Source organism: Rhodanobacter sp. FW101-FHT13A11 (genome assembly GCF_058790335.1).
In genome coordinates this window covers 100,432-125,038 of the sequence record NZ_JBYTCN010000003.1, presented here as the reverse complement: position 1 = coordinate 125,038, position 24,607 = coordinate 100,432, and the positions used below count along the sequence as shown (strand labels likewise).

Below are 24,607 nucleotides of genomic sequence, written 5' to 3'. Positions count from 1 at the left end.
TCGAACGACCGGATCCCCATGTCAGCGTTGACCCAGCCCCACGACGCCCCTCTGCAGCAGCGACTGGAAGCCGCGATGGCCCAGGTCAACCGCGTGCTGCTGGGCAAACCGCGCCAGGTGAAGCTCGCCTTCACCTGCCTGATCGCCGGCGGCCACCTGCTGCTGGAAGACGTGCCCGGCGTGGGCAAGACCACCCTGGCGCATGCGCTGGCCGCCACCTTCGCGCTGGAGTTCCAGCGCGTGCAGTTCACCAGCGACCTGCTGCCGTCGGACATCATCGGCGTCAGCGTGTACGAACGCGAGACCGGCCAGTTCCGCTTCCACCCCGGCCCGATCTTCACCGGGCTGCTGCTGGCCGACGAGATCAACCGCGCCAGCCCGAAGACGCAGAGCGCGCTGCTGGAAGCGATGGCCGAGAGCCAGGTTACCGTGGACGGCCAGACCCATGCGCTGGCGCAGCCGTTCTTCGTGGTCGCCACGCAGAACCCGCTGGATCTCAACGGCACCTTCCCGCTGCCCGACTCGCAGCTCGACCGCTTCATGCTGCGGCTGTCGCTGGACTACCCGGACGCCGCCGCCGAACGCGCCCTGCTCACCGGCTCGGACCGGCGCGACCTGCTGGCCCAGCTCGTCCCGCAACTCGATGGCAGCGCCCTGCTCGCGCTGCAGCGGCAAGCGCAGGCGATCACCGCCAGCAGCGCCCTGCTCGACTACCTGCAGGCGCTGCTCGCCGCCAGCCGCCGGCATGCCGACATCCGCGTGGGCCTGTCGCCGCGCGCCGGCCTGGCATTGCTCGGCGCCGCGCGCGCCTGGGCCCTGCTCAGCGGCCGCGGCCATGTGCTGCCGGAAGACATCCAGGCGCTGTTCGTGCCGCTGGCCGCGCATCGCCTGCTGCCGGTGCGCGGCGCCAACGGCGACACGCTGGCGCGGCTGCTGCTGGCCGAGGTGGCGGTGGATTGATGCGCGGCCTGCTGCAGCGCCTGTTGCGACGGGCCGAGCGCCGGCTGCCCGCGCTCACCCGCTACCGTCGCCCCGAGAGCCCGCCGATCGAACTGCACCGGCGCCGCATCTACATCGTGCCGACCGGCTTCGGCCTCGGCTTTTCCGTGCTGCTGCTGGTGATGCTGGTCGGCGCGCTGAATTACGCGAACAACGCCGGCCTGCTGCTCACCTGCCTGCTCGGCGCGGCCAGCGCGGCCAGCATGCTGGTGGCGTTCCGCAGCCTCGACGGCCTGCGCCTGGCCCACATCCGTGCCGGCCACGCGGTCGCCGGCCAGCCGCTCGAACTCGCCCTGGCGTTCGATTCCGGCCGGCCGCGCAACGCCATCCGGATCGACCTGGGCGACAGCACGACCGCCTTCGCGCTCGACGGCCAGGCCGCCGCCCAGGTGAAGCTGGCGCTGCCTACCGCGCAGCGCGGCTGGCAAGCGCTGCCACGGCTGCGCGTGTGGAGCAGCTGGCCGTTGGGGCTGTTCCGTGCATGGAGCTGGCTGCATCCGGAACAGTCGGTGCTGGTGTGGCCGCGGCCGGAAGTGGCCGGGCCGCCACCCCGCGCGCCGGCCGAGGACGCCAGCCACATGCGCCTGCACCGCGGCGACGAACTGGCCGCACTGCGCGATTACCGCGCCGGCGATCCGCAGCGGCACATCGCCTGGAAGGCCAGCGCCCGCCACGCCAACCTGCTGGTGAAGGATTTCGAGCAGCCGCAAAGCCAGCCGCAATGGCAACTGGACTGGCGCCAGCTCGGCGGGCTGGACAACGAGGTCCGCATCGCCCGCCTGGCGCGCTGGGTGAACGAGGCACAGGCCCGGCGCAGCCACTACAGCTTGTGGCTGCCCGGCAACGAGATCGCCAGCGGCAGCGGGCCGCTGCACTATGCGCGCTGCATGAACGCGCTGGCGCAACTGCCGTGACGCCGGCGGCACCGCGCGGAAAATCGCCGGAACGGCCGATCGACACCCGCACGTTCGATCTGCTCGGCCTGACCATGGCGCTGGTGCTGTGCCTCCATGCGCCGCACCTGCCGTGGTGGCTGGTCGTGGCCCTTGCGCTGATTCTCGGCTGGCGCTGGTGGCAGCGGCGGCACCGCGCCGGCCACGTGCCGGGCTGGCTGAAGCTGCCGCTGCTCGCCCTGCTGACGCTGGCGGTGGTCGTGCAGTACGGCAGCATCTTCGGCCGCGAGCCGGGCACGGCGCTGGCGGTCGGCCTGCTGGTGCTGAAACTGCTGGAAACCGAGACTTCGCGCGACGTCCGCGTCGGCATCAGCTTCGCCTGCTTCGCCCTGATGGCCGCGCTGCTGTTCGACCAGGGCCTGGTCGCCAGCGTGGTGGTTGCGCTGGGCCTGCTGCCCGCGCTGGCCACCTTGCGCGCACTGGAACCGGGCCAACTGCCGGCCGCCAGCCTGCCGCGCGCGCTGCTGCCGGCGCTGGCGCTGACCGCGGCGGCGTTGCCGCTGGCCCTGCTGGCCTTCCTGCTGGTGCCGCGGCTGAGTTCGCCGCTGTGGGGCGCGCCTTCGCCGAACCAGGCCCGCACCGGCCTCAGCGACAGCATGACGCCGGGCAACTTCACCGACCTGCTCACCGACGACCATCCCGCCATGCGGGTCAGCTTCGACGGCGCACCGCCGCCGGCCGAACAGCGCTATTTCCGCGCCTACGTGATGTGGAACTTCGACGGCCGCGCCTGGCGCTACTTCGATCCCCGCCACGCCGGCCCGCAGGAACCGGTGCCGGTCGAGGCCGCCGATGCGATCCGGTATCAGGTCAGCCTGCAGCCCACCCGCCAGCGCGTGCTGCCCGTGCTGGACGTGCCGCTGCAGGCGCCGGCCCGAGCCACCCTGCAGACCGACCGCGAGGTGATGGCCGACAAGCCGGTGAACGACCTGCTCAGCTACTCCGTGCGTTCCGCCCTGCGCTACCGGTTGCAGCCCTCGCTGGACGACCGCTCGCGCCGGCTCGGCCTGCGCCTGCCGCAGGGTTTCAATCCGCGCACGCATGCCCTGGCCGCGCAATGGCGGCAGCGCTACGGCAGCGACGATGCGGCGATCGTGCAGGCGGCGCTGGCCCTGTTCCACGACGGCGGCTTCCGCTACACGCTGGCGCCGGCGCCGCTGGGCCGCGACTCGGTGGACGACTTCCTGTTCGACACCCGCGAGGGCTTCTGCGAGCACTACTCGTCGGCGTTCACCGTGCTGATGCGCGCCGCCGGCATCCCGGCGCGGGTGGTCACCGGCTACCAGGGCGGCTACTGGAACAAGCTCGGCAGCTACCTGCTGGTGCGTTATTCCGACGCGCACGCCTGGAGCGAGGTGTGGCTGGCCGGGCGCGGCTGGGTGCGCGCCGACCCCACCGGCGCGGTACGCCCGGAGCGGGTTTCGCTGGGCGCCGCGGCCGCCGCCGGCGACCAGTTGGCCTGGTACCGCAACGACTGGCTGCAGGGCCTGCGCAATCGCTGGGACATCGTCAACCGCTGGTGGGACAAGGGCGTTATCGGTTTCGATGCGCTTCGCCAGCGCGGCCTGCTGACGCCGTTCGGCATCCGCGACGCCGACACGGCGACGCTGGGCGTGCTGCTGGCGATCAGCAGCGTGCTGTTCATCGCGCTCGGGCTGGCGTGGGCCCTTCGGCGGCGGCGGCCGCGCGATCCGCTGCGCGGCGCGCTGCACGAGCTGGAGCGGAAGCTGGCCCGCAAGGGCATGGCGCGCCGCCCCGCCGAGGGCCCGCAGCATTACCTGAGCCGCGCCGCCCGGGCATTGCCCGGCCAGCGCGACGAACTGACGAGGCTGATGAGGAGTTACCTGGAACTGCGCTATGCCCATGACGAACCGCCCACTGAACCACTGCGCGCGTTCCGGCGCGCCGTGCGGGATTTCCGCATCGTCAACGTGGTCAAATAAGAGCCGACACGACGGCGCAGGCCGTCGCCCATGTATGGAGAGATCCCCATGTCCCTGTACCGCCCACTGACCCTCGCCGCCGCCATCGCCCTGCTGGCCGGATGCGCGACGGTGCCGAAACCGCTGGAAGGCACTTATGCCGACGTCTCCACCGCCAGCGCCCAGCAAGGCGGCGCGGGCGGCACCCGCGTGCGCTGGGGCGGCGAGATCATCAAGACCGAGCCGGGTCCGCAGCAGACCTGCTTCTACCTGCTGTCACGCCCGCTGGACAGCCAGGCGCGCCCGAAGGCCGGCAACGCCGGCGAGAACCAGGGCCGCTTCGTCGCCTGCCGCGACGGCTTCTACGATCCTGAGGTGTTCGTCCGCGGCCGCGAGCTGACCGTCACCGGGACGCTGCATGGCACGGTGTCGCAGAAGGTAGGCGAGTTCGACTACGCCTACCCGCGGGTGGAGGCCGACGTGGTCTACCTGTGGCCGAAGCGCCCGATCGTCGTCAACTACCCGCCGGGCTTCTACGACCCGTTCTGGGGACCGGGCTTCGGCCCGTACTGGGGCGGCTATCCGTACTACGGCTACTACCCCCACCGGGTGATCGTGGTGCAGCCGTCCCCGCCGCCCCCGCCGAAGAAATAAGCGTACACAAGAACGCCGGCTCCACGCCGGCGTTCTTGTGTACGGGGCGCCGCACTCAGCCCGGCGGCCAGTGCATGCGCCGGCCGGCCAGCAGGTGCACGTGCAGGTGGTACACGGTCTGCCCGCCGTCCTCGTTGCAATTGACCACCGTGCGATAACCCTGCTCGGCAAAGCCCTCCTGCTTCGCGTACGCCGCCGTGGCCAGCAGCAATCTGCCGAGCAAGGCGGCGTCGCCCGCCGTCGCATCGTTGAGCGTGGCCAGCGGCTTCTTCGGGATGAACAACACGTGCACCGGCGCCTGCGGATTCAGGTCGCGGAACGCCAGCACTTCGTCGTCCTCGTAGACGATGTCGGCCGGAATCTCGCGGCGGACAATCTTGCTGAAAATCGTGTCGCTCATGGTCGGTTTCCTGAAGGTAATGGCTCAGAGCCTGTGAATAAATCCACATCCTGTGGATTTATTCAGTCGCGAGTCCGGCACATGTCCGTATTCGCTCCCGCGAAGCAGACACTTGCGTGTCTGCTTCGCGTTCCGGCCATCCCTGGCCGGACTGAGAGGCTGTTGTGTCACAGCCTCTCAGTCGAGCAGTTGCCGCCCGCCGAACGCGTGCGCCAGCGTGCTGCGGTCGACGTACTCCAGCTCGCCGCCCAGCGGTACGCCATGCGCCAGCCGGGTCGGCCGCACGCCGCCGGCGCGGGCCAGCTGCGCCAGGTAATGCGCGGTGGCTTCGCCTTCCACGGTGGGGTTGGTGGCGATGATCAGTTCCTCGATCTCGCCCTCGCCCAGGCGCTGGGCCAGCTGCGCCAGCCCGAGTTCCTCCGGGCCCAGCCCGTCCAGCGGCGACAGCCGTCCCATCAGCACGAAGTACTGGCCGCGGTAGCCGGTGGCCTGCTCGATCGCCGCCAAGTCAGTCGGCGACTCCACCACGCACAGCACCTGGCGGTCGCGGCTGGAACTGGCGCACAGCGAACACAGCGGCTCCTCGCTGAAGTTGCGGCAGCGCTCGCAATGGCCGATGCGCCGCATCGCCTGCTCCATCACCGCCGCCAGCTTCAGCCCGCGTTCGCGCTCGCGCTCCAGCAGATGGAAGGCCATCCGCTGCGCGCTCTTGCCACCCACGCCGGGCAGGCAGCGCAGTGCTTCGATCAGGTCGGCGAGGAGGGGGGAGCCGCTCATGCTTGTCTCAATTTATCGTAGGAGCCCGCTCGCGGGCGATGCTTCCGCTTTGGAGCTCCAGAGAAGGAGCATCGCCCGCGAGCGGGCTCCTACAACGAACTCGAATTCATCAGAACGGCAACTTGAAGCCGGCCGGCAGGTTCATCCCGGCGGTGACGCCGCCGAGCTTGTCCTTGCTGGCCTGGGCTACCTTGTTCACCGCGTCGTTGATGGCGGCGGCCACCAGGTCCTCGGCCATCTCGGGATCGTCGGCGAAGGTCTGCCGGTCGATCTGCACCTTGCGTACCTCGTGCCCACCGGTCATCACCACGCTGACCAGGCCACCGCCAGCGCTGCCGGTGACTTCGAGTTTTGCGATTTCCTCCTGCGCACGCTTCATGTCTTCCTGCATGCGCTGGGCCTGCTGCATCAGCTGGCCGATCTGTCCTCTCATCACACGGCTCCGGATTCGTTGTCAAAGGGTTTGACGGATTGCGGCACCACGCGTGCGCCGAATTCGCGCTTAAGCGACTGCACCAGCGGATCGCCCTCGATCGCCTGCTCGGCCGCGGCCTGGGCCGCATCACGAGCCTGCGCCGCGCGTGCCGCCGGGGTCTGCGCGGCGGCGGCCAGGTTGCTGTTGACGAAGCGCAGGCGGATGCGTTCGCCCAGCGCCTGGCCGATGCGCTCTTCCATCTGGCTCACCATCGGCTCCACCGCCAGGCTCATGTGCGCTGGCTGCAGCGCCAGCACCAGGGTCTGCCCGTCGCGCTCGCGCAACACCGCATTCTGCGCCAGCAGGCCGAACGGCCCACGCAGGCCGGCGCGCTCGATCAGCGCCTCCCAGTCGGGCAGTCCGTTGGCGTCGCGTGTCGGCGGCGCGGCTGCCACGGCCGGTGCCGGCGTCGCAGGCGCGCGTGGCGGTGGTGATTCGGGCCGGCGTTCTGCCGCAGCGGCCGGCCGGGCCGGTGTCGCGGCTACGGGGCGTACCGCCGGTGCCGGGCTGGCCGCAGCCGGCCGTTCGGCATGGACGGCTGGCGCACCGTCGCCGGGACGGAACGCCAACATGCGCAGCAGCGCCATCTCGAAGCCGGTACGCGCATCCGGCGCCAGCGCCAGGTCGCGCCGGCCCGAAGTGGCAATCTGGTAGTACAGTTGCACGTCTTCCGGCGCGATCCGCTGGGCCAGCGCCGCCAGTACATCGTCGTCGGGGCCATCCTCTTCCGGCCGGTAGCCGGGAATCAGCTGGATCAGCTGCAGCCGGTGCAGCACGCTGGCGATGTCGTCCAGCACGCCGCCGAAGTCGGGCGAGTACGAGGCGATCTGCGTGCACTCGGCAAGCAGCCGCTCGCCGTCGCCGGCAGCCAGCGCATCGAGCACGCCGATCACCTGCCCGCGCGCCACGCTGCCCAGCATGTTGCGCACGTCATCGGCATGCAGCGCGCCGCCGCCATAGGCGATCGCCTGGTCCAGCAGCGACAGGCCGTCACGCAATGAACCGTCGGCAGCACGCGCGAGTTCTCCGATCGCGCTGTCTTCGTAGGCAATGTTTTCCGCAGCGAGGATGTGCCGCATCTGGCCGGAAATCTGTTCCGGCAGCAGCCGCTTCAGATTGAACTTCAGGCAGCGCGACAGCACCGTCACCGGCAGCTTCTGCGGGTCGGTGGTGGCGAGCAGGAACTTCACGTGCGGCGGCGGCTCCTCCAGCGTCTTCAGCAACGCGTTGAACGCGTTCTTCGACAGCATGTGCACCTCGTCGACCAGGTACACCTTGAAGCGGCCGCGCGACGGCGCGTACTGCGCGTTCTCGATCACCTCGCGCACGTCGTCCACGCCGGTGTTGCTGGCCGCGTCGATCTCCAGCAGGTCGACGAAGCGCCCCTCATCCACCGCCGTGCACACCGGGCACTCGCCGCAGGGATCGGCCGACTGCCCGCGCTCGCAGTTCAGCGACTTGGCGAAGATGCGCGCGATGGTGGTCTTGCCGACGCCGCGGGTGCCGGTGAACAGGTAGGCATGGTGCATGCGCCCGGTATCGAGCGCATTGGTGAGCGCGCGCACCACGTGCTCCTGCCCGACCAGCTCGGCGAACTTGCGCGGGCGCCACTTGCGGGCGAGTACCTGATAGGACATGACTGACTACCTTGGGGCGAAGGTCGATTGTGCCAAGTCGCGGCAGGCAAGTCAGTAAAGCACGCTCCGGAATGGCGGCGGCCCCGCCAGCCACACCCCGGCACCCGAATCATTCGCTACCGTTGCTTCCTTCCGGACCTGGCGGAGTTTGCGAACTATCGTCGCGGGGGGACCGACGGGGCCACCATGGACGTCAAGCGATGCACGCTTGCTGATTTTCTGCCGCGCCGACCTGCAGGTCCGTCGCGTGATTCAAATTCTGGCGGAGAGAGCGGGATTCGAACCCGCGATACGTTTTACCGTATACACACTTTCCAGGCGTGCTCCTTCAACCACTCGGACACCTCTCCGCAATGAAGCCCTCTTTGCCGGCAATCCAGCCATCAGAGAGTCGGTAAGGATAGCGGCAGGCCCCCGTACAGGCAAGCGAACAGGCGCCGATTCAGCCAGCGTCGGCCCGGGGCTCCGCCGGGGCGTGCAAGGCGACACGCTCGCCCGGACTGGCGATGCGGTAGCCGAGCGAGGCCAGCGCCGTGCCGTCCGCCTCGCTGCCGTAGTGGTACAACAGCAGCCGGGTACGCAAGGCATCGGGATACTCGCGTTCGATATCGTCGATGCCGGTATGCGACGGGTTGCCGACCAGGCTGCAGTCGTGCGCGATCAGCTCGCTGCCGCCGGCATGGCGGGCCAGCATTTCGGGAATCGGCCGGGTGTCGCCGGTGTAGGCAAAGCTGCCGTCCAGGGCGAGGCCGTACGAGGTGCCCGGCACGTGATGGCGGGTGGCGAACACGTCGAACCACAGCCCGTCCAGCCAGAAGCCGCGCGTGCACGGGATCAAGCGGAACGCTTCCCAGAAGTTGACACCACCCTCGGCGAGGGCGCCGGGGTAATCGGCGACCCGCGCCTGCAGCCAGGGCAACAGCCCGGCATGGATGAAGACCCGAGTCGTGCCTCGCAGATGCTCGTCGAACCACAGTTTGAAGAACAGCTGCTCCAGCCCGGCCACGTGGTCCATGTGGGTATGCGTGATGAACACGGCCGGCGGCAGTGCGTCGTACGCCGCGAGGTAGCGGTCGAGCGTATCGGGGCCGCAGTCGATCAGCAGCAGCGGCACGCCGGCACGTTCCAGCACCACGGCCGACGAACCCAGCGCCACCGCGTGCGCGGCGCCCACGCCAAGAAAATGCAGATGCCAGTTCATGGGTTCAGCGTACGCCCATAGCGGTACAACAGCGGTTGCCAGATGCTCTTCTCGAACGCCGCTTCGCCGTCGGCGGCCGCACCGAGCTTGAGCAGCGACCGGCGCAGGCGCTGCAGGTTCGCCTGTTGCCAGGCCACGGAGGGGATGCGCATGCGGCCGCGATCGAAGTCGATCAGGTACAGCTCATCCGGTGCCACCAGCACGTTGTGCGCGTTCAGGTCGGCATGCCAGACGCCGGCGCGATGGAAACGCGCCACCAGCGCCCCGACCTCCTCCGCCAGCTCGCCATCCAACCGCCCTGCCGCCAGGCGTTCGGCCAGCGTCTGCGCGTCGGCGATGCGGCGGGTGATCAGATCGGCGCTGTAGAACATGCCATGCCGGCAATACCATGCGGCCACCACTGCCGGCCCGGGCAGCTCCAGCCGGGCGATCTCGGCAAGCAGGCGGAATTCCGCGAACGGTCGGGTGCGGTCGGCACCGGTCCACAGATACCGGTCGCCCATCAGTGAGGCGACCAGGCCGCCGCGACGATAGTGCCGCAGCACGCATTCGCCCGCCGGCGTGACAACGATCGCCACGCCACCGCGGCCACCGGCCTGCGTGCGCAGCGCACCACGTTCGCGCCAGTAATCCGGTGCGAACCAGTCGTGCCCGACTTGTGGCGATACCTCGGCGTCGAACAGAATCGCGCCTGCGGCATCCTTGTGGGTTCGTTCCTGCATCATCATGCCCGGTGACTGCCCACGATTCTAACCCAGGCCTCATGACCCCGAACCCGATCACTGCCGCCGCCTCGATCTGCCTACTGCGCACCTCCGCCATCGGCGACGTCACCCACGTGGTGCCGCTGGTGCGCACCCTGCAGCAGGCATGGCCGCAAACCGCGCTGACCTGGATCGTCGGCAAGCTGGAACGCAAATTGGTCGGCGACCTCCCCGGCGTGGAATTCGTCACCTTCGACAAGGCCGCCGGCTGGGCCGGCATGCGCGCGGTGCATGCGGCGTTGCGCGGCCGGCGCTTCGATGCGCTGCTGCAGATGCAGGTGGCGCTGCGCTCGAACCTGCTCAGCCTGGGTCTCCGGGCCGAGCGGCGCATCGGCTACGACCGCGCCCGCGCGAAGGACCTGCACGGCCTGGTGATCAACGAATGCATCCCGGCGCGAACCGGCGAGCATGTACTCGACGCGATCGGCAGCTTCTGCGAACCGCTGGGCCTGAAGCAGACCCGGGTGCGCTGGAACATTCCGGTTCCCGGCGAGGCGCGCGCCTGGGCTGCCGAACAGCTGCCCGGCGATACGCCGACCCTGCTGGTCAGCCCCACCTCCAGCCACGCGCTGCGCAACTGGCGGCCGGAGCGTTATGCCGCGGTGATCGACCATGCCGCCGCCCGCGGCTGGCGCGTGGCACTGGTCGGCGGCCCGTCCGCCTTCGAACGCGAGATGGCCGATGCCGTGCTGGCGGCATGTCAGTCGCCGCCACTCGACCTCACCGGCAAGGACACGCTGAAGAAGCTGCTGGCCTTGCTTGGCCGCGCCCAGCTGCTGCTGACGCCCGACTCCGGCCCGATGCACATGGCCAACGCGGTCGGCACCCGCGTGCTCGGCCTGCATGCGGCGAGCAACCCGAACCGCTCCGGCCCGTACTCCGACCGCCGCTGGTGCGTGGACAGGTACGACGAGGCCGCGCGCCGGTTTCTCGGCAAGCCGGCCAGCGAGCTGGCCTGGGGCACGAAGATCGAGAGGCCCGGCGTGATGGACCTGATTGGCGTCGACGACGTGATCGAACGCTACGAAGCCGCGGCACGCGACCTGCGGTTGCTGTAGGAGCGCACCCTGTGCGCGAATGCTCTGATGGCGATCGGTGCCAAGAGCATTCGCGCACAGGCTGCGCCCCTACCCGCCAGCGTCAGACCGCGCGGTAATCCTGGTACGACTTCTCTTCCACCAGCTGCGAACCGAGCTTGAGGTTGATCTCGCGCTTGAACGCCGCCCGCTCGTCGTTGCGGAAGTACACCGAGCGCGCCAGCTCAATGAACTCGGCATCGAATGCCTGCGCCTTCTCCTTCAGGCGGATCCGGTCCTCGATGTCCCACAGCAGCTCGTTCACCGCCAGCAATCGCGCACGCTCGCCGGAGATGTCAGTGCGCGAGGCCGCGTCGCCGGCCCAGGTCGCGTTGAGCAGGTTCAGCTCGTTGCGCACGTTGGCCAGCTTGGCCGCGTCGGTGATGCGGCGCGACTTGATCTCCAGGATGGTGATCTTGTCGATCAGCTCGCCGTAGGACACCGGGGTCTGGATCAGGCTCATGGTCTTGGCTTCCGTCAAAAAGGATGAGTCACACCGCCGGGCGAAGCGCGCCCTGCTGCACCAGCGCGCAGACGGTGCGCACGTCGCCGTCCATCGCACGGTCGCGGTGCATGAAACCGATGTGCCGGCGCAGGACCGCATGCGCGTCGCGCACGCGGGCGCCGGCGTGAAAATCGCCGGCGCCGGCCAGCGCCGCGGCGAGCTGCTGCACTTCGGCGACGAACTGCGCGTAGTGCGGCTGGCCTTCGCGCGGGGCGTTGGCGATCTTCGCCGCCAGCGCCTGCCAGCCGCCGCGGCTGGCCAGCCGGCGCGCCGCGTTCAGCATCTCCTGGCGGTAGTCCAGCGCCTGCGCGGCGGTGTACAGCTCCAGCGCCAGCACGTGGCCGAGATCCTCCATCATCTCCAGCACGTGGCGCGCCTCGTTCGCGCCCATCGAGACGTGGTCCTCGGCGTTCGCGCTGGTCGGCACCGAATACACGCTGGCCGGATGCGCCCGCGTGGCGAGGTCGTTGACCAGGGCCGCGGCGGTGTACTGCACGATCATGAAGCCCGAGTCGGTGCCGTCCTCGTTGCCGGTGAGGAAGGCCGGCAGACCGTCGTTGGTGGCCGGGTCGACCAGCTTGTTGAGCCGGCGCTCGGAAATCGAGGCGAGCACCGGGATTGCCGCCTTCACGTAGCTCATCGCCAGCGCCAGCGGCATGCCATGGAAGTGGCCGGCCGAGATCACCTGCTCCTCGATGAACGGCGCATCGTCGTTGTCCGGGAAGATCAGCGGGTTGTCGGTGACCGAGTTCAGTTCGATGTCGATCACCCGGCACGCCTGCGCCCACGCATCGCGCACCGCACCGTGCACCTGCGGCATGCAGCGCAGGCTATAGGCATCCTGCGGCTGGTGCTTCTTGCCGCCCTTGAACGGCAGGAAGCGGCGGTAGAACGCCTCGCGGCCGTGGCGCTGGTTGGCCGGCACCCAGTCCCAGCCGATGTCGAAGCTGAGCGCCTGGTCGTCCGGCTCGCTCCATGCCTCGGCGCTCCACGGCTTGAAGCGCGGCACCAGGTGGTACGGAATGTCGAGCAGGGTGGAATCGCCCAGCAGTTCGCGCACGTGCGCGGCGGTCTCCACCTGGCCGGGGTGCGGGCGCAGCGCGTGGACATCCGCGCGCAGGGCGCCGCTGCGGCCGGCGAAGGCGTCCAGCGTCATCGCTGCGGCGAGGTCGGCGGTATCCAGCAAATGCTCCAGCGCATCCAGCGCCAGCGCGGCGGTGGCCAGCATCTGCGCCGTGCCGTTGTTGAGCGCGAGGCCTTCCTTGAACGACAGCCGGATCGGTGCCAGCCCGGCGCGCTTCAGCGCCTCGGCGCCGCTGATCCGCTCGCCCCGGTAGAACGCCTCGCCGCCGCCGAGCAACACGATCGCCAGGTGCGACAGCGGTGCCAGGTCGCCGCTGGCGCCGACCGAACCCTTCTCCGGCACCACCGGCACCACGCCCGCGTTGAGCATCGCGGCCAGCGCCTGCAGCGTGCTCACCCGGATGCCGGAATGACCGCGCATCAGCGTGTTGATGCGGATCAGCAGCATCGCCCGCACCACATCCTCGCCGAACGGTTTGCCCACGCATACGGCGTGGGTGATGATCAGGTTGTGCTGCAGCTCCTCCAGCAGCGTGCCTTCCGGCGCATGCGCCCCATCTCTGGTCGGAGCCGCGCCAGGCAACTCGTCGCGCAGGCGATGCGCACCCAGCAGCTTGTCGGCGTTGCTGCCGAAACCGGTGGTGACGCCGTAGGTCGGCTCGCCGCAGCTGACCTTGTCGGCGAGGAAGTCGGCGGCGCGCTGCACGCGCGCGAGCCCGGCCGGAGCCAGTGAAACCTTGCTGCCGTTGCGCGCCACCGCCGCCAGTTGGGCGCGGGTGAGGCTGTTGCCGTCGAGGACGATGGTGTCGGTTGTGCTCACTGCTGCCTCATGCATGGATTGCGTGGTCTGTTGCGGATCGCCGGGCACCGGCGGGATGGCCGTCAGCCCATCGCCGCGGCCTGCTCCAGTTCCACCCGCAGCGTCTTGATCAGTTCGCCGCGCGCCACCTCGAACTGGTCCTCTCGGCGCAGGTCCTTCACCGTCACCACGCCGCGCGCAAGCTCGTCCTCGCCCAGCACCACCACGAAGCGGATGCCGGCACGGTCGGCGTACTTGAACTGCCTGCCCAGCTTGCCGCCTTCCAGCACCACCTCGGTGGCGATGCCGGCGCCGCGCAGCTCGCCGGCCAGGGCGAGATAGGCGGGCAACTGCGCCTCATCCATCTGGGTCACCAGCACGTCGACGGTGCTCTTCGCCGTATCGATCAGGCCGGCGTCGCGCAGCTGCCAGTACAGCCGGGTCAGGCCGATCGAGATGCCGACGCCAGGCAGGTGCGACTTGGTGTACTGCCCGGCCAGGTTCTCGTAGCGCCCGCCGGAGCAGATCGAGCCGATCTGCGAATGGTCGTTCAAGGTGGTCTCGTAGACCGTGCCGGTGTAGTAGTCGAGGCCGCGGGCGATCGACAGGTTCAGCGCGTAGTGCGTCTGTGGCACGCCGAAGTCGTGGATCAGGCCCAGCACTTCCTTCAGTTCGCTGCGGCCCTGCTCCATCGTTTCCGGGCCGGCGCCCAGCGCGTCGAGCTTGTCGAGCGCGTCCTGCAGCGAGGTCGAACGCACCTGCACGAAGGCGAGGATCTTCTGCGCCACCTCGGCGGAAAGGCCGAACGCCTCGCCGGTCAGCGTGTCGCGCACGTAGTCGGTGCCGCGCTTGTCCAGCTTGTCCACCTCGCGCAGCACCAGCATCTGCTGCTCGGCGTCGACGATGCCCAGGCCCTCGAAGTAGCCGCGCATCAGCTTGCGGTTGTTGAGCTGGATGGTGAACGGGCCGATGTCGAGTTCGCGGAACACGCTGTAGATCACCGCCGGGATCTCGGCGTCGTAGCGCACCGACAGCGCGTCCTTGCCGATCACGTCGATGTCGCACTGGTAGAACTCGCGGAAACGCCCGCGCTGGGCACGCTCGCCGCGATACACCTTCTGCATCTGGTAGCGGCGGAACGGGAAGCTGAGGTCGCGTTCGTGCTCGGCCACGTAGCGCGCCAGCGGCACGGTGAGGTCGAAGCGCAGCGCCAGCTCGGGCGTGCCCTCCTCGGCCTTGCCCAGTGCGCCGGTGGACTGCACGAAATACACCTGCCGCTCGGTCTCGCCGCCGGTCTTGGTCAGCAGCACGTCGGAGTATTCGATCACCGGCGTCTCGACCGGGAGGAAACCGAATCGCTCGTAATTGCGGCGGATCACGTCGAGCATGCGCTGGAACGCGATCTGGTCGAGCGGCAGCAGCTCGAGCACGCCGGGCATGGTGCGGGCCGGGGTAAGCGCCATGGAATCCTCTACTGACGATGGGAACATTCCGCCCGGCAACGAAGCGCGTGACGGCAGCCGTCAAGGTTAACAGAACGCCATGGACCTTCCGCAGAAAAATCCCCGGTCGGCTGCATCGAACCTGTTGCCAAGTCCCCGAACGGCCATTAAGATACGCGGCTTCCCACGGGGTGTAGCTCAGCCTGGTAGAGCGCTACGTTCGGGACGTAGAAGTCGCAGGTTCGAATCCTGTCACCCCGACCAAATTCGACAAGAAAGCCGGCTCTGCGCCGGCTTTTTTGTATCTGCCCACATGACGGCGAACTTGTCGAACATGGCATGGCGGTCCTGCAGGGCGGGCACGGCCCGCCGCTCTTGCCCACCGCCTTGCATCACCGCAACTCAAAAGCTATTTCGTGCGCCCGGAACGGGTTCGTCAGCCGGCCAGGGCCATCGCGGCCAGCCGGTCGAGCTCCTCCTCGACGAAACCGGCCTCCAGCCGTGCCGGCCGGTTGAACGGCCCGCGCAGGCCGACGCCCATGTAGTCGCGCAACAGGGTGAAGAACGTCTCGATCGGGTCGATGCCGTCGCGTTCGCAGCAATGCCGGTACCAGCGGGTGCCGGCGGCGACGTGGGCCACTTCCTCGCGCAGGATCACGTCCAGGATCGCCACCGTGCGTTCGTCGCCGAGCTGGCGCAGGCGCTGGATCATGCCCGGGGTCACGTCCAGCCCGCGCGCCTCCAGCACGCGCGGCACCAGCGCCATCCGCGCCGTGTCGCTGCCGGCGGTCTTCTCGGCCATCTCCCACAGGCCGTTGTGCGCGTCGAAGTCGCCATAGGCATGGCCCAGTTCCGCCAGCCGCTCGGACAGCAGCGCGAAGTGGCGCGCCTCGTCGCGGGCGCAGCCGGCCCAGTCGCGGTAGTACGCCGCGGGTTTGCCGCGGTAGCGGTAGACCGCGTCCCAGGCCAGGTTGATCGCGTTGAATTCGATGTGCGCCACCGCATGCACCAGCGCGGCGCGGCCTTCGTCGCTGCCCAGCCCGCGCTGCGGCAACTGGCGGGCGCTGACCAGCCGCGGTTTCGCGGGGCGGCCGGGCGGACCGATCGGCTCAGGCGGCGGCGCGGCGGGATCGGCACGCAATTCACCGGCAAGAAAAGCCTGCCAGGCGTCATGGGTCAGGCGCAATTTTTCCGCCGGATCGGTGGCATCGAGGCAGCGCCTGGCGGCGGCATGCAGGTCGGTCATGGCGTTTCCTGCAGGAGCGCACCCTGTGCGCGATAGCTCTGATGCCGATAGGAACGAAGAGCTATCGCGCACAGGGTGCGCTCCTACCCGTGCCATGCGGAGGCTCAGACCACCCGCCGCGCGGCCTTGGCATCGTCCGAGCGCAGCATCTGGATCTGCTCCAGGTAGTGCTGGTCGAGCCCGGTGACGTATTCGCCGGAGAAGCACGAGGTGTCGAACTGCTTCAGCTCCTCGTTGCCGTCCTGCACCGCCCAGATCAGGTCCTTGAGATCCTGGTAGATCAGCCAGTCGGCGCCCAGCGTCTGCTCGATCTCCTTCTCCGTGCGCCCGGCGGCGACCAGTTCCGAGGCCGACGGCATGTCGATGCCGTAGACGTTCGGGTAGCGCACCGGCGGCGCGGCGGAGGCGAAGTAGACGTTCTTCGCGCCGGCGTCGCGGGCCATCTGGATGATCTGCTTCGAGGTAGTGCCGCGCACGATCGAGTCGTCCACCAGCAGCACGTTCTTCTTGCGGAACTCCAGGTCGATCGCGTTGAGCTTGCGGCGCACCGATTTAACCCGCTCGCCCTGCCCCGGCATGATGAAGGTGCGGCCGATGTAGCGGTTCTTGACGAAGCCCTCGCGGAACGGCACGCCGAGCGCGCCGGCCAGCGCGCTGGCGGCGGTGCGCGCGGTGTCGGGGATCGGGATCACCGCGTCGATGCCGTGGTCGGGCCGCTCGCGCAGGATCTTCTCGGCCAGCTTCTCGCCCATGCGCAGGCGCGCCTTGTACACCGAGACGTCCTCGATCATCGAGTCGGGCCGGGCCAGGTAGACGTATTCGAAGATGCACGGCGTGTGCGCCACGCCCTCGGCACAGCGGCGGCTGTGCAGCTGGCCATCGTCGGTGATGATCACCGCCTCGCCCGGCGCCACGTCGCGGATGCGCTTGAAGCCGAGGATGTCCAGCGCCACCGACTCGGACGCCACCGCGTACTCGCGACCTTCCGTCGTGATCCGCTCGCCCAGCACCAGCGGGCGGATGCCGTGCGGGTCGCGGAACGCGATCAGCCCGTAGCCCAGCAACAGGGCGATGCAGGCGTAGCCGCCGCGCGCGCGCGCGTGCACGCCGGCCACCGCCTTGAAGATGTGGTCCGGGGTCAGCTCCATCCGGTCCTGGATCTGCAGCTCGTGCGCCAGCACGTTCAGCAGCACCTCGGAATCGGAATCGGTGTTGATGTGGCGGCGGTCGTCCTGGAACATCTCGCGGCGCAGCGCGTCGGTGTTGACCAGGTTGCCGTTGTGCGCGAACGCGATGCCGTAGGGCGAATTGACGTAGAACGGCTGCGCCTCGGCCGAGCCCTCGGAGCCGGCGGTGGGGTAGCGGCAGTGGCCGATGCCGATGCGCCCGCGCAGGCCGCTCATCGCGGTCTGCCCGAACACGTCGCGCACCAGCCCGTTGCCCTTGTGCAGGCGCAGCCGCGCGCCGTCCACCGTGGCGATGCCGGCCGCGTCCTGGCCGCGGTGCTGCAGCACCGTCAAGCCGTCATAGAGCGCCGATGCCACTTCGGTGGTACCGACGATGCCGATGATTCCGCACATGGTTTGTTGCCTGCTTCGGGAGAGGTATTCTAAGGAGTCCGGGCCGCGCTGGCCGCGCCCGCCGGTGACGCCGGACGTGCCGAGCTGGCCGCCGGGCCGGGCATCGTGCCCGATATGGGGTTTGACAGCACCGACGGCAAGCTGGGCAGGCGCCCCAGCGCGGCCGGCGCATGGATGTATTCGCGCACGCCGGGCGGCACCTGCTGGCCCAGCCACGCCGCCACGTGCTGGAACCGCGGCAGCAGCACCGACTGCCGCCACCAGGGATCGCGCGTGAACGCGGTGAACCCGGCCAGGAACACCAGCAGGCTCACCAGCAGCACGCCGCGGGCGAAGCCGAACAGCATGCCGAGCAGGCGGTCGGTGCCGGACAGGCCGGTGCCCTCGACCAGCTTGCGGACCGCGAAACGCAGCAGCGCACCGAGGATCAGCACGATCACGAAGCACAGCCCGTAGCCGACGATGTAGCGCGCCGACGGCAACGCGATGACGTGCTCGAGGCGCGCGGCCGCCGCCGGGCCGAGCATCCACGCCACCCAGAACGCGCCCACCCAGATCGCCAGCGCCAGCACCTCGGAAACGAGGCCGCGCCACAGCCCCACCAGCACCGACAGGGTCAGTACGCCGAGGATGATGTAGTCGGTCCCGTTCATCGGCCCACCTGGCTGGTCCGCGCTGGCGCCGACATGTTCAGGGCACCGGGACGACGTTGCCGTCGATGCCGAGCTTCGCCTTGATCTGGTCGTGCACGCGCTGCGCGTCGCTGCGCTGGGTCTGTGGGCCGGCCCGCACGCGCCACAGCCGCTTGCCGCCGGACTGCACCGAGTCGACGAAGCCGTCGAAACCGTTCGCGCGCAGCTTGTCGCGCAGCGCGTCGGCGTCGGCCTGGCTGCTCACCGCCGCCAGCTGCACCGCCCAGCCGCCCGCCTTGGCGGTGGTCGTGGCGGCAGTGGCTGCGGCCGGCGTCGCCACCGCGTTGTCCTGGCTGGCGTCCTGTTCGAGCCGGGCCGGCACGCCGGGGATCGACTGGGTGATCTTCAGCCGCGCCGCCTCGGCGGCGGTCCGCGTCTCGAACGGCCCGGCCAGGACCAGGGTACGCGGCTTGCCGGCCTGGGTGATCGCGTGGCCAGTCACCGGATAGCCCAGCGCGCGCACGCGGCGCTCCAGGTTCGTAGCGCCCTCGGCGCTGGCGTAGGCACTGAGGTTGAGCGTGTAGCTGCCGCGCCCCGCGCTCGGCGCGGTAGCGATCGCCGCTGCCACGGCCGGCGCCGGCCTGGGCGGCGCGGCAGCCGCCACGGGCTGTGGCCTGGCCGGCGCCGGGGCATTGGCCTCCGCCTTGGTCTGCTGCGGGATCACCGGCTGGCTCGGCGAGGCGCCCGAGCCGGGGATTATCCGGGTCGGTTGCGGCGGCTTGCCGGCTTCGGGGTCGGTTTCCACGTCGCGCGGGCGGCTGGAGCCGATCTCCACCGTGGCCAGCCGGTCGCCCGACGCCGGCGCAACCGGCTGCACCGGCTGGCTGCCGGCGCTGGACGCGCTTTTCGCGGCATCCGGAGCCAGGTTCATGGTGCGGGTCTGCAGGTCGCGATCAGGCGCCGGCGGAATCGCCAGGCTGACCGCCTGGTCGCCGCCGGGTGCCGGCGGGGTGCTGGAAAAGAACATCGGCACGAACAGAACCGCCAGCGCGATCAGGACGGCGGCTCCCAGCAGGCGTGTTTTCAAGTCTTCGCTCCACGGCGGCAAACGCAATGCACAACGGCACGATTATACCTGCCGGCGCCGGATGCCATGCGCGGTCGTTCAATCGTCGCGTTCAGCCAGCACGGCGCCGGCCACGAAAAACGAGCCGAACGCCAGGATGCGCTCGCCCGGTTGCGCGGCCGCGCGGGCCGCCGCCAGCGCCGCGGCCACATCGGCGTGGGCGTCGAACGTCGCCTGCGGCTGGACCTGCCGCAGGATCGCGGCCAGCGCGCCCACGCCCAGGCCACGCGGCGTCGCCCGGTCCAACCCGGCCAGGTGCCAGTGGCCGATGCGCGTGCCGAGCGCGCCGATCACCCCGGCCACGTCCTTGTCCGCCAGCGCGCCGTACACCGCATGCGTGCGCACCGGTGGCTGGACGTCCAGCCACTCGGCCAGCGCGCGCGCAGCCTGCGGGTTGTGGCCCACGTCCACGATCAGTTCGGGGTCCCCGCCGAGCGACTGCAGGCGGGCCTGCACGTGAACCTCGTGCAGGCCGGCACACGCCGCCGCGAAAAGCGTGCTGGGCATGAACAGGTCGCCGTCCAGCGCATGCAGCGCGGCAATCGCCGCCGCCGCGTTGGCGAATTGCACCGGCGCGGACAGTGCCGGATCGGGCAGTTCCATCGCGGTGCCGTCGCGATGCCGCCAGCGCCAGCCGTCCGCGTGCCGCTCGACGCCGAAATCGAGCCCCGCCCGCTCGACCCGCGCACCGCGTTCGGCCAGCGCGTCGAGCAGGCCTGCCGGCGGAACCGCCTCGCCCACGATCGCCGGCCGCCCGGCGCGCGCGATGCCGGCCTTCTCGCGACCGATGCTGTCGCGATCCGGGCCGAGCCAGTCCATGTGGTCCAGGTCCACGGTGGTGATGACCGCCACATCGGCGTCGATGATGTTCACCGCGTCCAGCCGCCCGCCCAGCCCCACTTCCAGCACCGCCGCGTCGACGCCGGCGCGGGCGAACAGGTCGATGGCGGCCAGCGTGCCGAATTCGAAGTAGGTCAGCGGAACGGCATCGTCCGAATCCGCCCCTCGCGCCGCCTCGATCCGTTCGAACGAGGCGACCAGCGCGGCGTCATCGGCGTTCGTGCCGTCGATGCGCACGCGCTCGTTGTAGGCCAGCAGGTGCGGCGAGGTGAACGCGCCCACGCGCTGGCCGGCGGCGCCCAGCATCGCCTCCAGCAGGGCGACGGTGGAACCCTTGCCATTGGTGCCGCCGACGGTGATCACCCGCTTCGCCGGCGCCGGCGCGCCCATCCGCTGCCACACCTCGCGCACGCGGTCGAGCCCCAGCTCGATGCTGCGGGGATTGACGCGTTCCTGGTAGCTCAGCCATTCGGCGAGGGTGCGGGGCATGGATCGGCTTCTCGATGGCGGAAAATCGGGTCGCCCATTGTCGCCGACTTGCGGGGCGCCCGGTCACTCCGCGAAAGGCGATGCCTCCCGCCCGGTTCGTTCAGCCGAACGGATGGATGCCGCTGTAGTGCAGCGCCATGTACATGGCGAACAGGCTCCACACCATCTTTTTCAGCACCTTGCCGGCAAGCAGGGCCGCCAGCAGGCCTAGCAGCAGCGGCAGGTAGCGGTCGAGCGTGCCGCGGGTATCCCGGGTCGTGTTCATGCGCATTCCTCCTGCACCGCCACGGTGCAGGAGGATGGTCGCGCCATGGCCGCGGCAGCCACAGAAGCAGGCGTCAGCCATCGCCGGTGACAACCGTCACAGCGCCGCCTTGCGCAACCGCAACGCGTTGCCCACCACCGACACCGAGCTCAGGCTCATCGCCAGTGCGGCGATCATCGGCGACAGCGTGATGCCGAACCACGGATACAGCACGCCCGCCGCCAGCGGCACGCCGACCGCGTTGTAGATGAAGGCGAAGAACAGGTTCTGGTGGATGTTGCGCACGGTGGCCCGCGACAGCTTGCGCGCGCGCACGATCGCTCCCAGCTCGCCCTTCACCAGGGTCACCGACGCGCTCTCCATCGCCACGTCGGTACCGCTGCCCATCGCGATGCCGATATCGGACGCCGCCAGTGCCGGCGCGTCGTTGATGCCGTCGCCGGCCATCGCCACGCGGCGTCCGGCGGCCTTGAGCCTGTCCACCACCGCGGCCTTGTCGGCCGGCGACACGTCGGCGTGCACTTCGTCGATGCCCAGCGTGCGCGCCACCGCCTGCGCGGTGGTGGCATTGTCGCCGGTCAGCATCACGATGCGCAGGCCAGCCGCGTGCAACGCCGCGATCGCCGCGGGCGTGTCCGGCTTGATCCGGTCAGCCACGGCGAACAGGCCGGCCAGCGCGCCGTCGACGGCCAGGAACATCACCGTGGCACCCTGCCCGCGCAGCCGCTCGGCGCGGGTGACGGCGTCGTCGCCGATAGCCACGTGCAACTCGGCCATCAGCTTCGCATTGCCCAGCGCCGCCTCGCAGCCATCCACCTTCGCGCTGACGCCGCGGCCGGTGAGCGAACGGAAATCCGTCGCCGCCAGCGTCGCCACGCGTTCGGCATCCGCCGCCGTCACGATCGCCCGCGCCAGCGGATGCTCGCTCGGCCGTTCGAGCGCGGCGGCCAGCGCCAGCAGGCGTTCGCGCGATTGGCCGCCGAGAACGACCAGTTCGGTCAGCGTCGGCTTGCCCAGGGTCAGCGTGCCGGTCTTGTCGACCACCAGGGTGTCGATGTCGCGCAGGCCCTCGATCGCGCTGGCGTCCTTGAACAGCACGCCGTGCTGCGCGCCGCGGCCGCTGGCCACCATGATCGAGATCGGCGTGGCCAGGCCCAGCGCGCACGGGCAGGCGATGATCAGCACCGACACCGCGGCGATCAACGCGTGCGCCAGCCGCGGCGAAGGCCCCAGCAGCGCCCATGCCGCGAACGCCAGCAGCGCGACCACCACCACCGCGGGCACGAACCATGCCGCGACCCGATCGGCCACGCGCTGCAGCGGCGCCCGGCTGCGCTGCGCCTGCGCCACCAGCGCCACGATCTGCGCCAGCATCGTCTCGCTGCCCACTTTCTGCGCGCGCATGGTCAGCGCGCCGTCCTGGTTCACCGTGCCGCCGGTGAGCGGATCACCCTTCGCCCTGGCCGCCGGCATCGGCTCGCCGGTAAGCATCGACTCGTCGACGTGGCTTTCGCCGTCCAGCACCACGCCGTCGACCGGCACCTTCTCGCCGGGGCGCACGCGCAGCACGTCGCCAGCGCGTACGTCGTCCAGCGGCACGTCGCTCTCGCTGCCGTCGGCGGCGATCCGCCGCGCGCTCTTCGGCGTCAGCCCCAGCAGCGCCTTCAGCGCCGCACCGGTACGCCGGCGCGCGCGCAGCTCCAGGAAATCGCCCAGGGTGACCAGGGTGACGATCACCGCCGCCGACTCGAAGTACACCGCGACCCGCCCGTGCATGTCGCGGAAGCCGTCCGGGAAGATCCCCGGCAGCAGGAACGCCGCCGCGCTGTACAGCCACGCCACGCCGGTACCCAGCGCGATCAGCGTGTACATGTTCGGACGCCAGGGTTTGAGCGAACGCCAGCCGCGCGCGAAGAACGGCGCGCCGCCCCACAGCACCACGATGCTGGCCAGCACGGCCTCGACCCAGCCGGCCGCGCCGTCCCACGGCGCGGGCAGGTGCCAGCCGAACAGGTGCGGCCCCATCGCCAGCGCGAACACCGGCACGGTCAATGCAACCAGCAGCCAGAAGCGCCGCGTCATCGAGGACAGTTCGCCGCCGTCGTCCTCGTCCAGCGTCGGCATCATCGGTTCCAGCGCCATGCCGCAGATCGGGCAATGTCCGGGACCGACCTGCCGGATCTCGGGGTGCATCGGGCAGGTGTAGATCGTGCCGGGCGGCGCCGGCGGCGGCGCCGGGCGGTCTTCCAGATAAGCCGACGGATCGGCCACGAATTTCTCCCGGCAGCGCGCGGCGCAGAAGTAATGCGTCTGGCCGTCATGTTCGGCGCGGTGCTTCGCGGTCAGTGGATCCACCGTCATGCCGCACACCGGATCCTTCACCGTGTGCGCATGGTCGTGGTCGCGTCGGGCATGGCCATGCTGGGCATGATCGTGATGCGCGTGATCGTGCGCCGCCGGTTTCGCGTCGCAACAGTCTCCCGCCGCGATCTTCCCGCCAGCGCCCGGATACGTCGCCGGCGCGGCATCGAATTTCGCCTTGCAGCCGGCGCAGCAGAAATGGAACGTCTGCCCGTCATGCGTGGACCGATGTTTCGAAGTGGCCGGATCCACCCGCATGCCGCAGACCGGATCGGTTGTCGTCGCGGCCCCGTCGCCGCCCTGGCAACACGCGTGGGCGTTCATGCCGACACCTGCTCATCGCTGAGCGCGCGCAGGATTGGACACTCCTCCGGCTTGCCGTGCCCCGGGCACGAGGCCACCAGCTGCGCCAGCCCGTCGCGCACGCGCTGCAGCTCGGCGATGCGCTGCTCGATCGCCGCCAGCCGTTTTTCCGCGCGCTGCTTCACCGCCTTCACCCCGCGCTGGCGATCCGCCGACAGCGCCAGCAGCTCGCGGATCTCCTCCAGCGTGAAGCCGAGGTCCTTGGCCCGCCGGATGAAGCGCAGCTGGGTAATCGTGCCAGCGCCATAACTGCGATAGCCGGAGGCGCGCCGCTTCGGCTCGGGCAGCAGGCCCTCGCGCTCGTAATAGCGGATCGTGTCGATCGCCACGCCGACGCGCTTGGCGACGGCACCGATGGTCAGGGAGGGGGTTTGCGTGTTCATGATGCGTAGTCTAGACCTTTGATCAAGGTCCAGAGTCAAGCACGCACGGGCGCACCTTCGTGTCGCAGCACCTTAGAGCTGCAGTTTCGCCATGTAGTGGACGATGCAAAACAGCTTCCATCGGGCGTCGATCCTGGCTTGGCCGCGCAGCGTGAATCGTCGCCGGCCGCGTTGCTGGGTGCGGCCGAACGCCGGCTCGATCAGGCCCATGCGATGGGCGTGGATCGAGCGAGCTCGGCTGCCGTCGATTTTCTCGCGCATGGGGCGGCAGTGCGGGTTGGGTAGCCTGCTCGCCACGCCTCCCTCGAAGAAGGCCACCTGTCGCGCCGCGGTGACATCGGGCTTGCAACAGGCACTTCCCGCGCAGCGGACAGGCCTCGCGGTAATGGAGGTGCCTTTGAACACGGTCGCCTGGCGACCCGGGATGATGACGTTGGCGCTGTTCAGCTTGAGCGTCTGCCGGGCCGGGCACGCACAGGCGCCTTGTTCGCGATCGAAGGTGGAATCCTTGGGGCGAAAGGTCTTTGCCCGGTTCGCCGGTTTGTGCGCACCGACTTCGGCGTAGCGTGGGTCGCGCTTGCGCATCCGGGGTTCACCTCGTCGATGCGCCTGCAGGCAGATGCTTTGCGCCATTG

General features: G+C 69.7%; 23 protein-coding genes, 2 tRNA genes and 1 other RNA gene. 6 read left to right on the top strand and 20 right to left on the bottom strand.

Features of this window, described 5'->3' with window-relative positions:
• The first annotated feature begins 18 nt into the window (after positions 1-18).
• From AC3WRN_RS04960 to AC3WRN_RS04945, 4 genes are read left to right on the top strand one after another with little or no spacing between them, the layout of a single operon-like run.
• Positions 19-960, top strand: a complete 942-nt coding sequence (locus AC3WRN_RS04960) for an AAA family ATPase (protein WP_068091104.1) — start codon at positions 19-21, stop codon at positions 958-960.
• Positions 960-1,913 (top strand): DUF58 domain-containing protein, encoded by a 954-nt coding sequence (locus AC3WRN_RS04955; RefSeq protein ID WP_492622140.1) that lies wholly within the window; start codon positions 960-962, stop codon positions 1,911-1,913. The genes AC3WRN_RS04960 and AC3WRN_RS04955 overlap by 1 nt, the downstream gene beginning before the upstream one ends.
• Positions 1,910-3,895: a transglutaminase TgpA family protein gene (locus AC3WRN_RS04950; RefSeq protein ID WP_492622139.1), complete on the top strand. Its 1,986-nt coding sequence runs from the start codon at positions 1,910-1,912 to the stop codon at positions 3,893-3,895. The genes AC3WRN_RS04955 and AC3WRN_RS04950 overlap by 4 nt, the downstream gene beginning before the upstream one ends.
• A gap of 48 nt (positions 3,896-3,943) precedes the next feature.
• Complete coding sequence (locus AC3WRN_RS04945) at positions 3,944-4,528, top strand: Slp family lipoprotein (protein WP_492622138.1); 585 nt, start codon at positions 3,944-3,946, stop codon at positions 4,526-4,528.
• A 55-nt stretch (positions 4,529-4,583) separates the two neighbouring features.
• Here AC3WRN_RS04945 and AC3WRN_RS04940 read toward each other — a convergent pair whose 3' ends face one another.
• From AC3WRN_RS04940 to AC3WRN_RS04905, 8 genes are all read right to left on the bottom strand, one after another.
• The gene (locus tag AC3WRN_RS04940) at positions 4,584-4,928 is read right to left on the bottom strand and encodes a histidine triad nucleotide-binding protein (protein ID WP_492622137.1); all 345 of its coding nucleotides are present in this window, start codon (positions 4,926-4,928) and stop codon (positions 4,584-4,586) included.
• Positions 4,929-5,105: 177 nt separating this feature from the next.
• On the bottom strand, positions 5,106-5,705 hold the full coding sequence (gene recR, locus AC3WRN_RS04935; RefSeq protein WP_492622136.1) for a recombination mediator RecR: 600 nt from the start codon (positions 5,703-5,705) through the stop codon (positions 5,106-5,108).
• Between the two features lie 109 nt (positions 5,706-5,814).
• On the bottom strand, positions 5,815-6,138 hold the full coding sequence (locus AC3WRN_RS04930; RefSeq protein ID WP_068091118.1) for a YbaB/EbfC family nucleoid-associated protein: 324 nt from the start codon (positions 6,136-6,138) through the stop codon (positions 5,815-5,817).
• Positions 6,138-7,817 (bottom strand): DNA polymerase III subunit gamma/tau, encoded by a 1,680-nt coding sequence (dnaX, locus tag AC3WRN_RS04925; protein ID WP_492622135.1) that lies wholly within the window; start codon positions 7,815-7,817, stop codon positions 6,138-6,140. The genes AC3WRN_RS04930 and dnaX overlap by 1 nt, the downstream gene beginning before the upstream one ends.
• 81 nt (positions 7,818-7,898) lie before the next feature.
• Positions 7,899-7,995, bottom strand: an RNA gene (gene ffs / locus AC3WRN_RS04920) — signal recognition particle sRNA small type.
• 82 nt (positions 7,996-8,077) lie between these two features.
• Positions 8,078-8,167: transfer RNA gene (locus AC3WRN_RS04915), tRNA-Ser, on the bottom strand.
• A 92-nt stretch (positions 8,168-8,259) separates the two neighbouring features.
• A complete protein-coding gene (locus AC3WRN_RS04910; protein WP_068091122.1) occupies positions 8,260-9,018 on the bottom strand; it encodes an MBL fold metallo-hydrolase in 759 nt (252 codons plus the stop codon).
• On the bottom strand, positions 9,015-9,746 hold the full coding sequence (locus AC3WRN_RS04905) for a 3-deoxy-D-manno-octulosonic acid kinase (protein WP_492622134.1): 732 nt from the start codon (positions 9,744-9,746) through the stop codon (positions 9,015-9,017). Before AC3WRN_RS04905 ends, AC3WRN_RS04910 begins: the two co-directional genes overlap by 4 nt.
• 50 nt (positions 9,747-9,796) lie before the next feature.
• Between AC3WRN_RS04905 and AC3WRN_RS04900 the strand changes: the two genes are divergently transcribed.
• Positions 9,797-10,840: a glycosyltransferase family 9 protein gene (locus AC3WRN_RS04900; RefSeq protein WP_492622265.1), complete on the top strand. Its 1,044-nt coding sequence runs from the start codon at positions 9,797-9,799 to the stop codon at positions 10,838-10,840.
• 82 nt (positions 10,841-10,922) lie between these two features.
• Here the strand turns inward: AC3WRN_RS04900 and AC3WRN_RS04895 are convergent, their stop codons facing one another.
• The 3 genes from AC3WRN_RS04895 to hisS all read right to left on the bottom strand — a co-directional run bounded on the left by AC3WRN_RS04895 (position 10,923) and on the right by hisS (position 14,708).
• On the bottom strand, positions 10,923-11,321 hold the full coding sequence (locus AC3WRN_RS04895) for a DUF6165 family protein (RefSeq protein ID WP_492622133.1): 399 nt from the start codon (positions 11,319-11,321) through the stop codon (positions 10,923-10,925).
• A gap of 28 nt (positions 11,322-11,349) precedes the next feature.
• Complete coding sequence (locus tag AC3WRN_RS04890) at positions 11,350-13,266, bottom strand: HAL/PAL/TAL family ammonia-lyase (protein WP_492622132.1); 1,917 nt, start codon at positions 13,264-13,266, stop codon at positions 11,350-11,352.
• Between the two features lie 62 nt (positions 13,267-13,328).
• Positions 13,329-14,708, bottom strand: a complete 1,380-nt coding sequence (gene hisS / locus AC3WRN_RS04885; protein ID WP_492622131.1) for a histidine--tRNA ligase — start codon at positions 14,706-14,708, stop codon at positions 13,329-13,331.
• A gap of 166 nt (positions 14,709-14,874) precedes the next feature.
• On the opposite strand from hisS, the gene AC3WRN_RS04880 reads away from it, so the two are divergent.
• A tRNA-Pro gene (locus AC3WRN_RS04880) sits at positions 14,875-14,951 on the top strand.
• A gap of 172 nt (positions 14,952-15,123) precedes the next feature.
• On the opposite strand, the gene AC3WRN_RS04875 is transcribed toward AC3WRN_RS04880, so the two are convergent.
• From AC3WRN_RS04875 to AC3WRN_RS04835, 9 genes are all read right to left on the bottom strand, one after another.
• Positions 15,124-15,933 (bottom strand): ferritin-like domain-containing protein, encoded by an 810-nt coding sequence (locus AC3WRN_RS04875; protein ID WP_492622130.1) that lies wholly within the window; start codon positions 15,931-15,933, stop codon positions 15,124-15,126.
• A gap of 104 nt (positions 15,934-16,037) precedes the next feature.
• On the bottom strand, positions 16,038-17,513 hold the full coding sequence (gene purF / locus AC3WRN_RS04870; protein ID WP_068091721.1) for an amidophosphoribosyltransferase: 1,476 nt from the start codon (positions 17,511-17,513) through the stop codon (positions 16,038-16,040).
• Between the two features lie 29 nt (positions 17,514-17,542).
• A complete protein-coding gene (locus AC3WRN_RS04865; RefSeq protein ID WP_492622129.1) occupies positions 17,543-18,166 on the bottom strand; it encodes a CvpA family protein in 624 nt (207 codons plus the stop codon).
• 37 nt (positions 18,167-18,203) lie between these two features.
• Positions 18,204-19,232 carry an SPOR domain-containing protein gene (locus tag AC3WRN_RS04860; protein WP_492622128.1) on the bottom strand — a complete coding sequence of 343 codons (1,029 nt, stop codon included), beginning with the start codon at positions 19,230-19,232 and terminating at the stop codon, positions 18,204-18,206.
• A gap of 78 nt (positions 19,233-19,310) precedes the next feature.
• Complete coding sequence (folC, locus tag AC3WRN_RS04855) at positions 19,311-20,600, bottom strand: bifunctional tetrahydrofolate synthase/dihydrofolate synthase (RefSeq protein WP_492622127.1); 1,290 nt, start codon at positions 20,598-20,600, stop codon at positions 19,311-19,313.
• Between the two features lie 100 nt (positions 20,601-20,700).
• Positions 20,701-20,865: a hypothetical protein gene (locus AC3WRN_RS04850; RefSeq protein ID WP_492622126.1), complete on the bottom strand. Its 165-nt coding sequence runs from the start codon at positions 20,863-20,865 to the stop codon at positions 20,701-20,703.
• Between the two features lie 96 nt (positions 20,866-20,961).
• On the bottom strand, positions 20,962-23,550 hold the full coding sequence (locus tag AC3WRN_RS04845) for a heavy metal translocating P-type ATPase (protein ID WP_492622125.1): 2,589 nt from the start codon (positions 23,548-23,550) through the stop codon (positions 20,962-20,964).
• A complete protein-coding gene (locus AC3WRN_RS04840) occupies positions 23,547-23,972 on the bottom strand; it encodes a MerR family DNA-binding protein (protein WP_068091743.1) in 426 nt (141 codons plus the stop codon). The genes AC3WRN_RS04845 and AC3WRN_RS04840 overlap by 4 nt, the downstream gene beginning before the upstream one ends.
• A 72-nt stretch (positions 23,973-24,044) precedes the next feature.
• A complete protein-coding gene (locus AC3WRN_RS04835) occupies positions 24,045-24,557 on the bottom strand; it encodes a transposase (RefSeq protein ID WP_492622124.1) in 513 nt (170 codons plus the stop codon).
• Between the last annotated feature and the right edge of the window lie 50 nt (positions 24,558-24,607).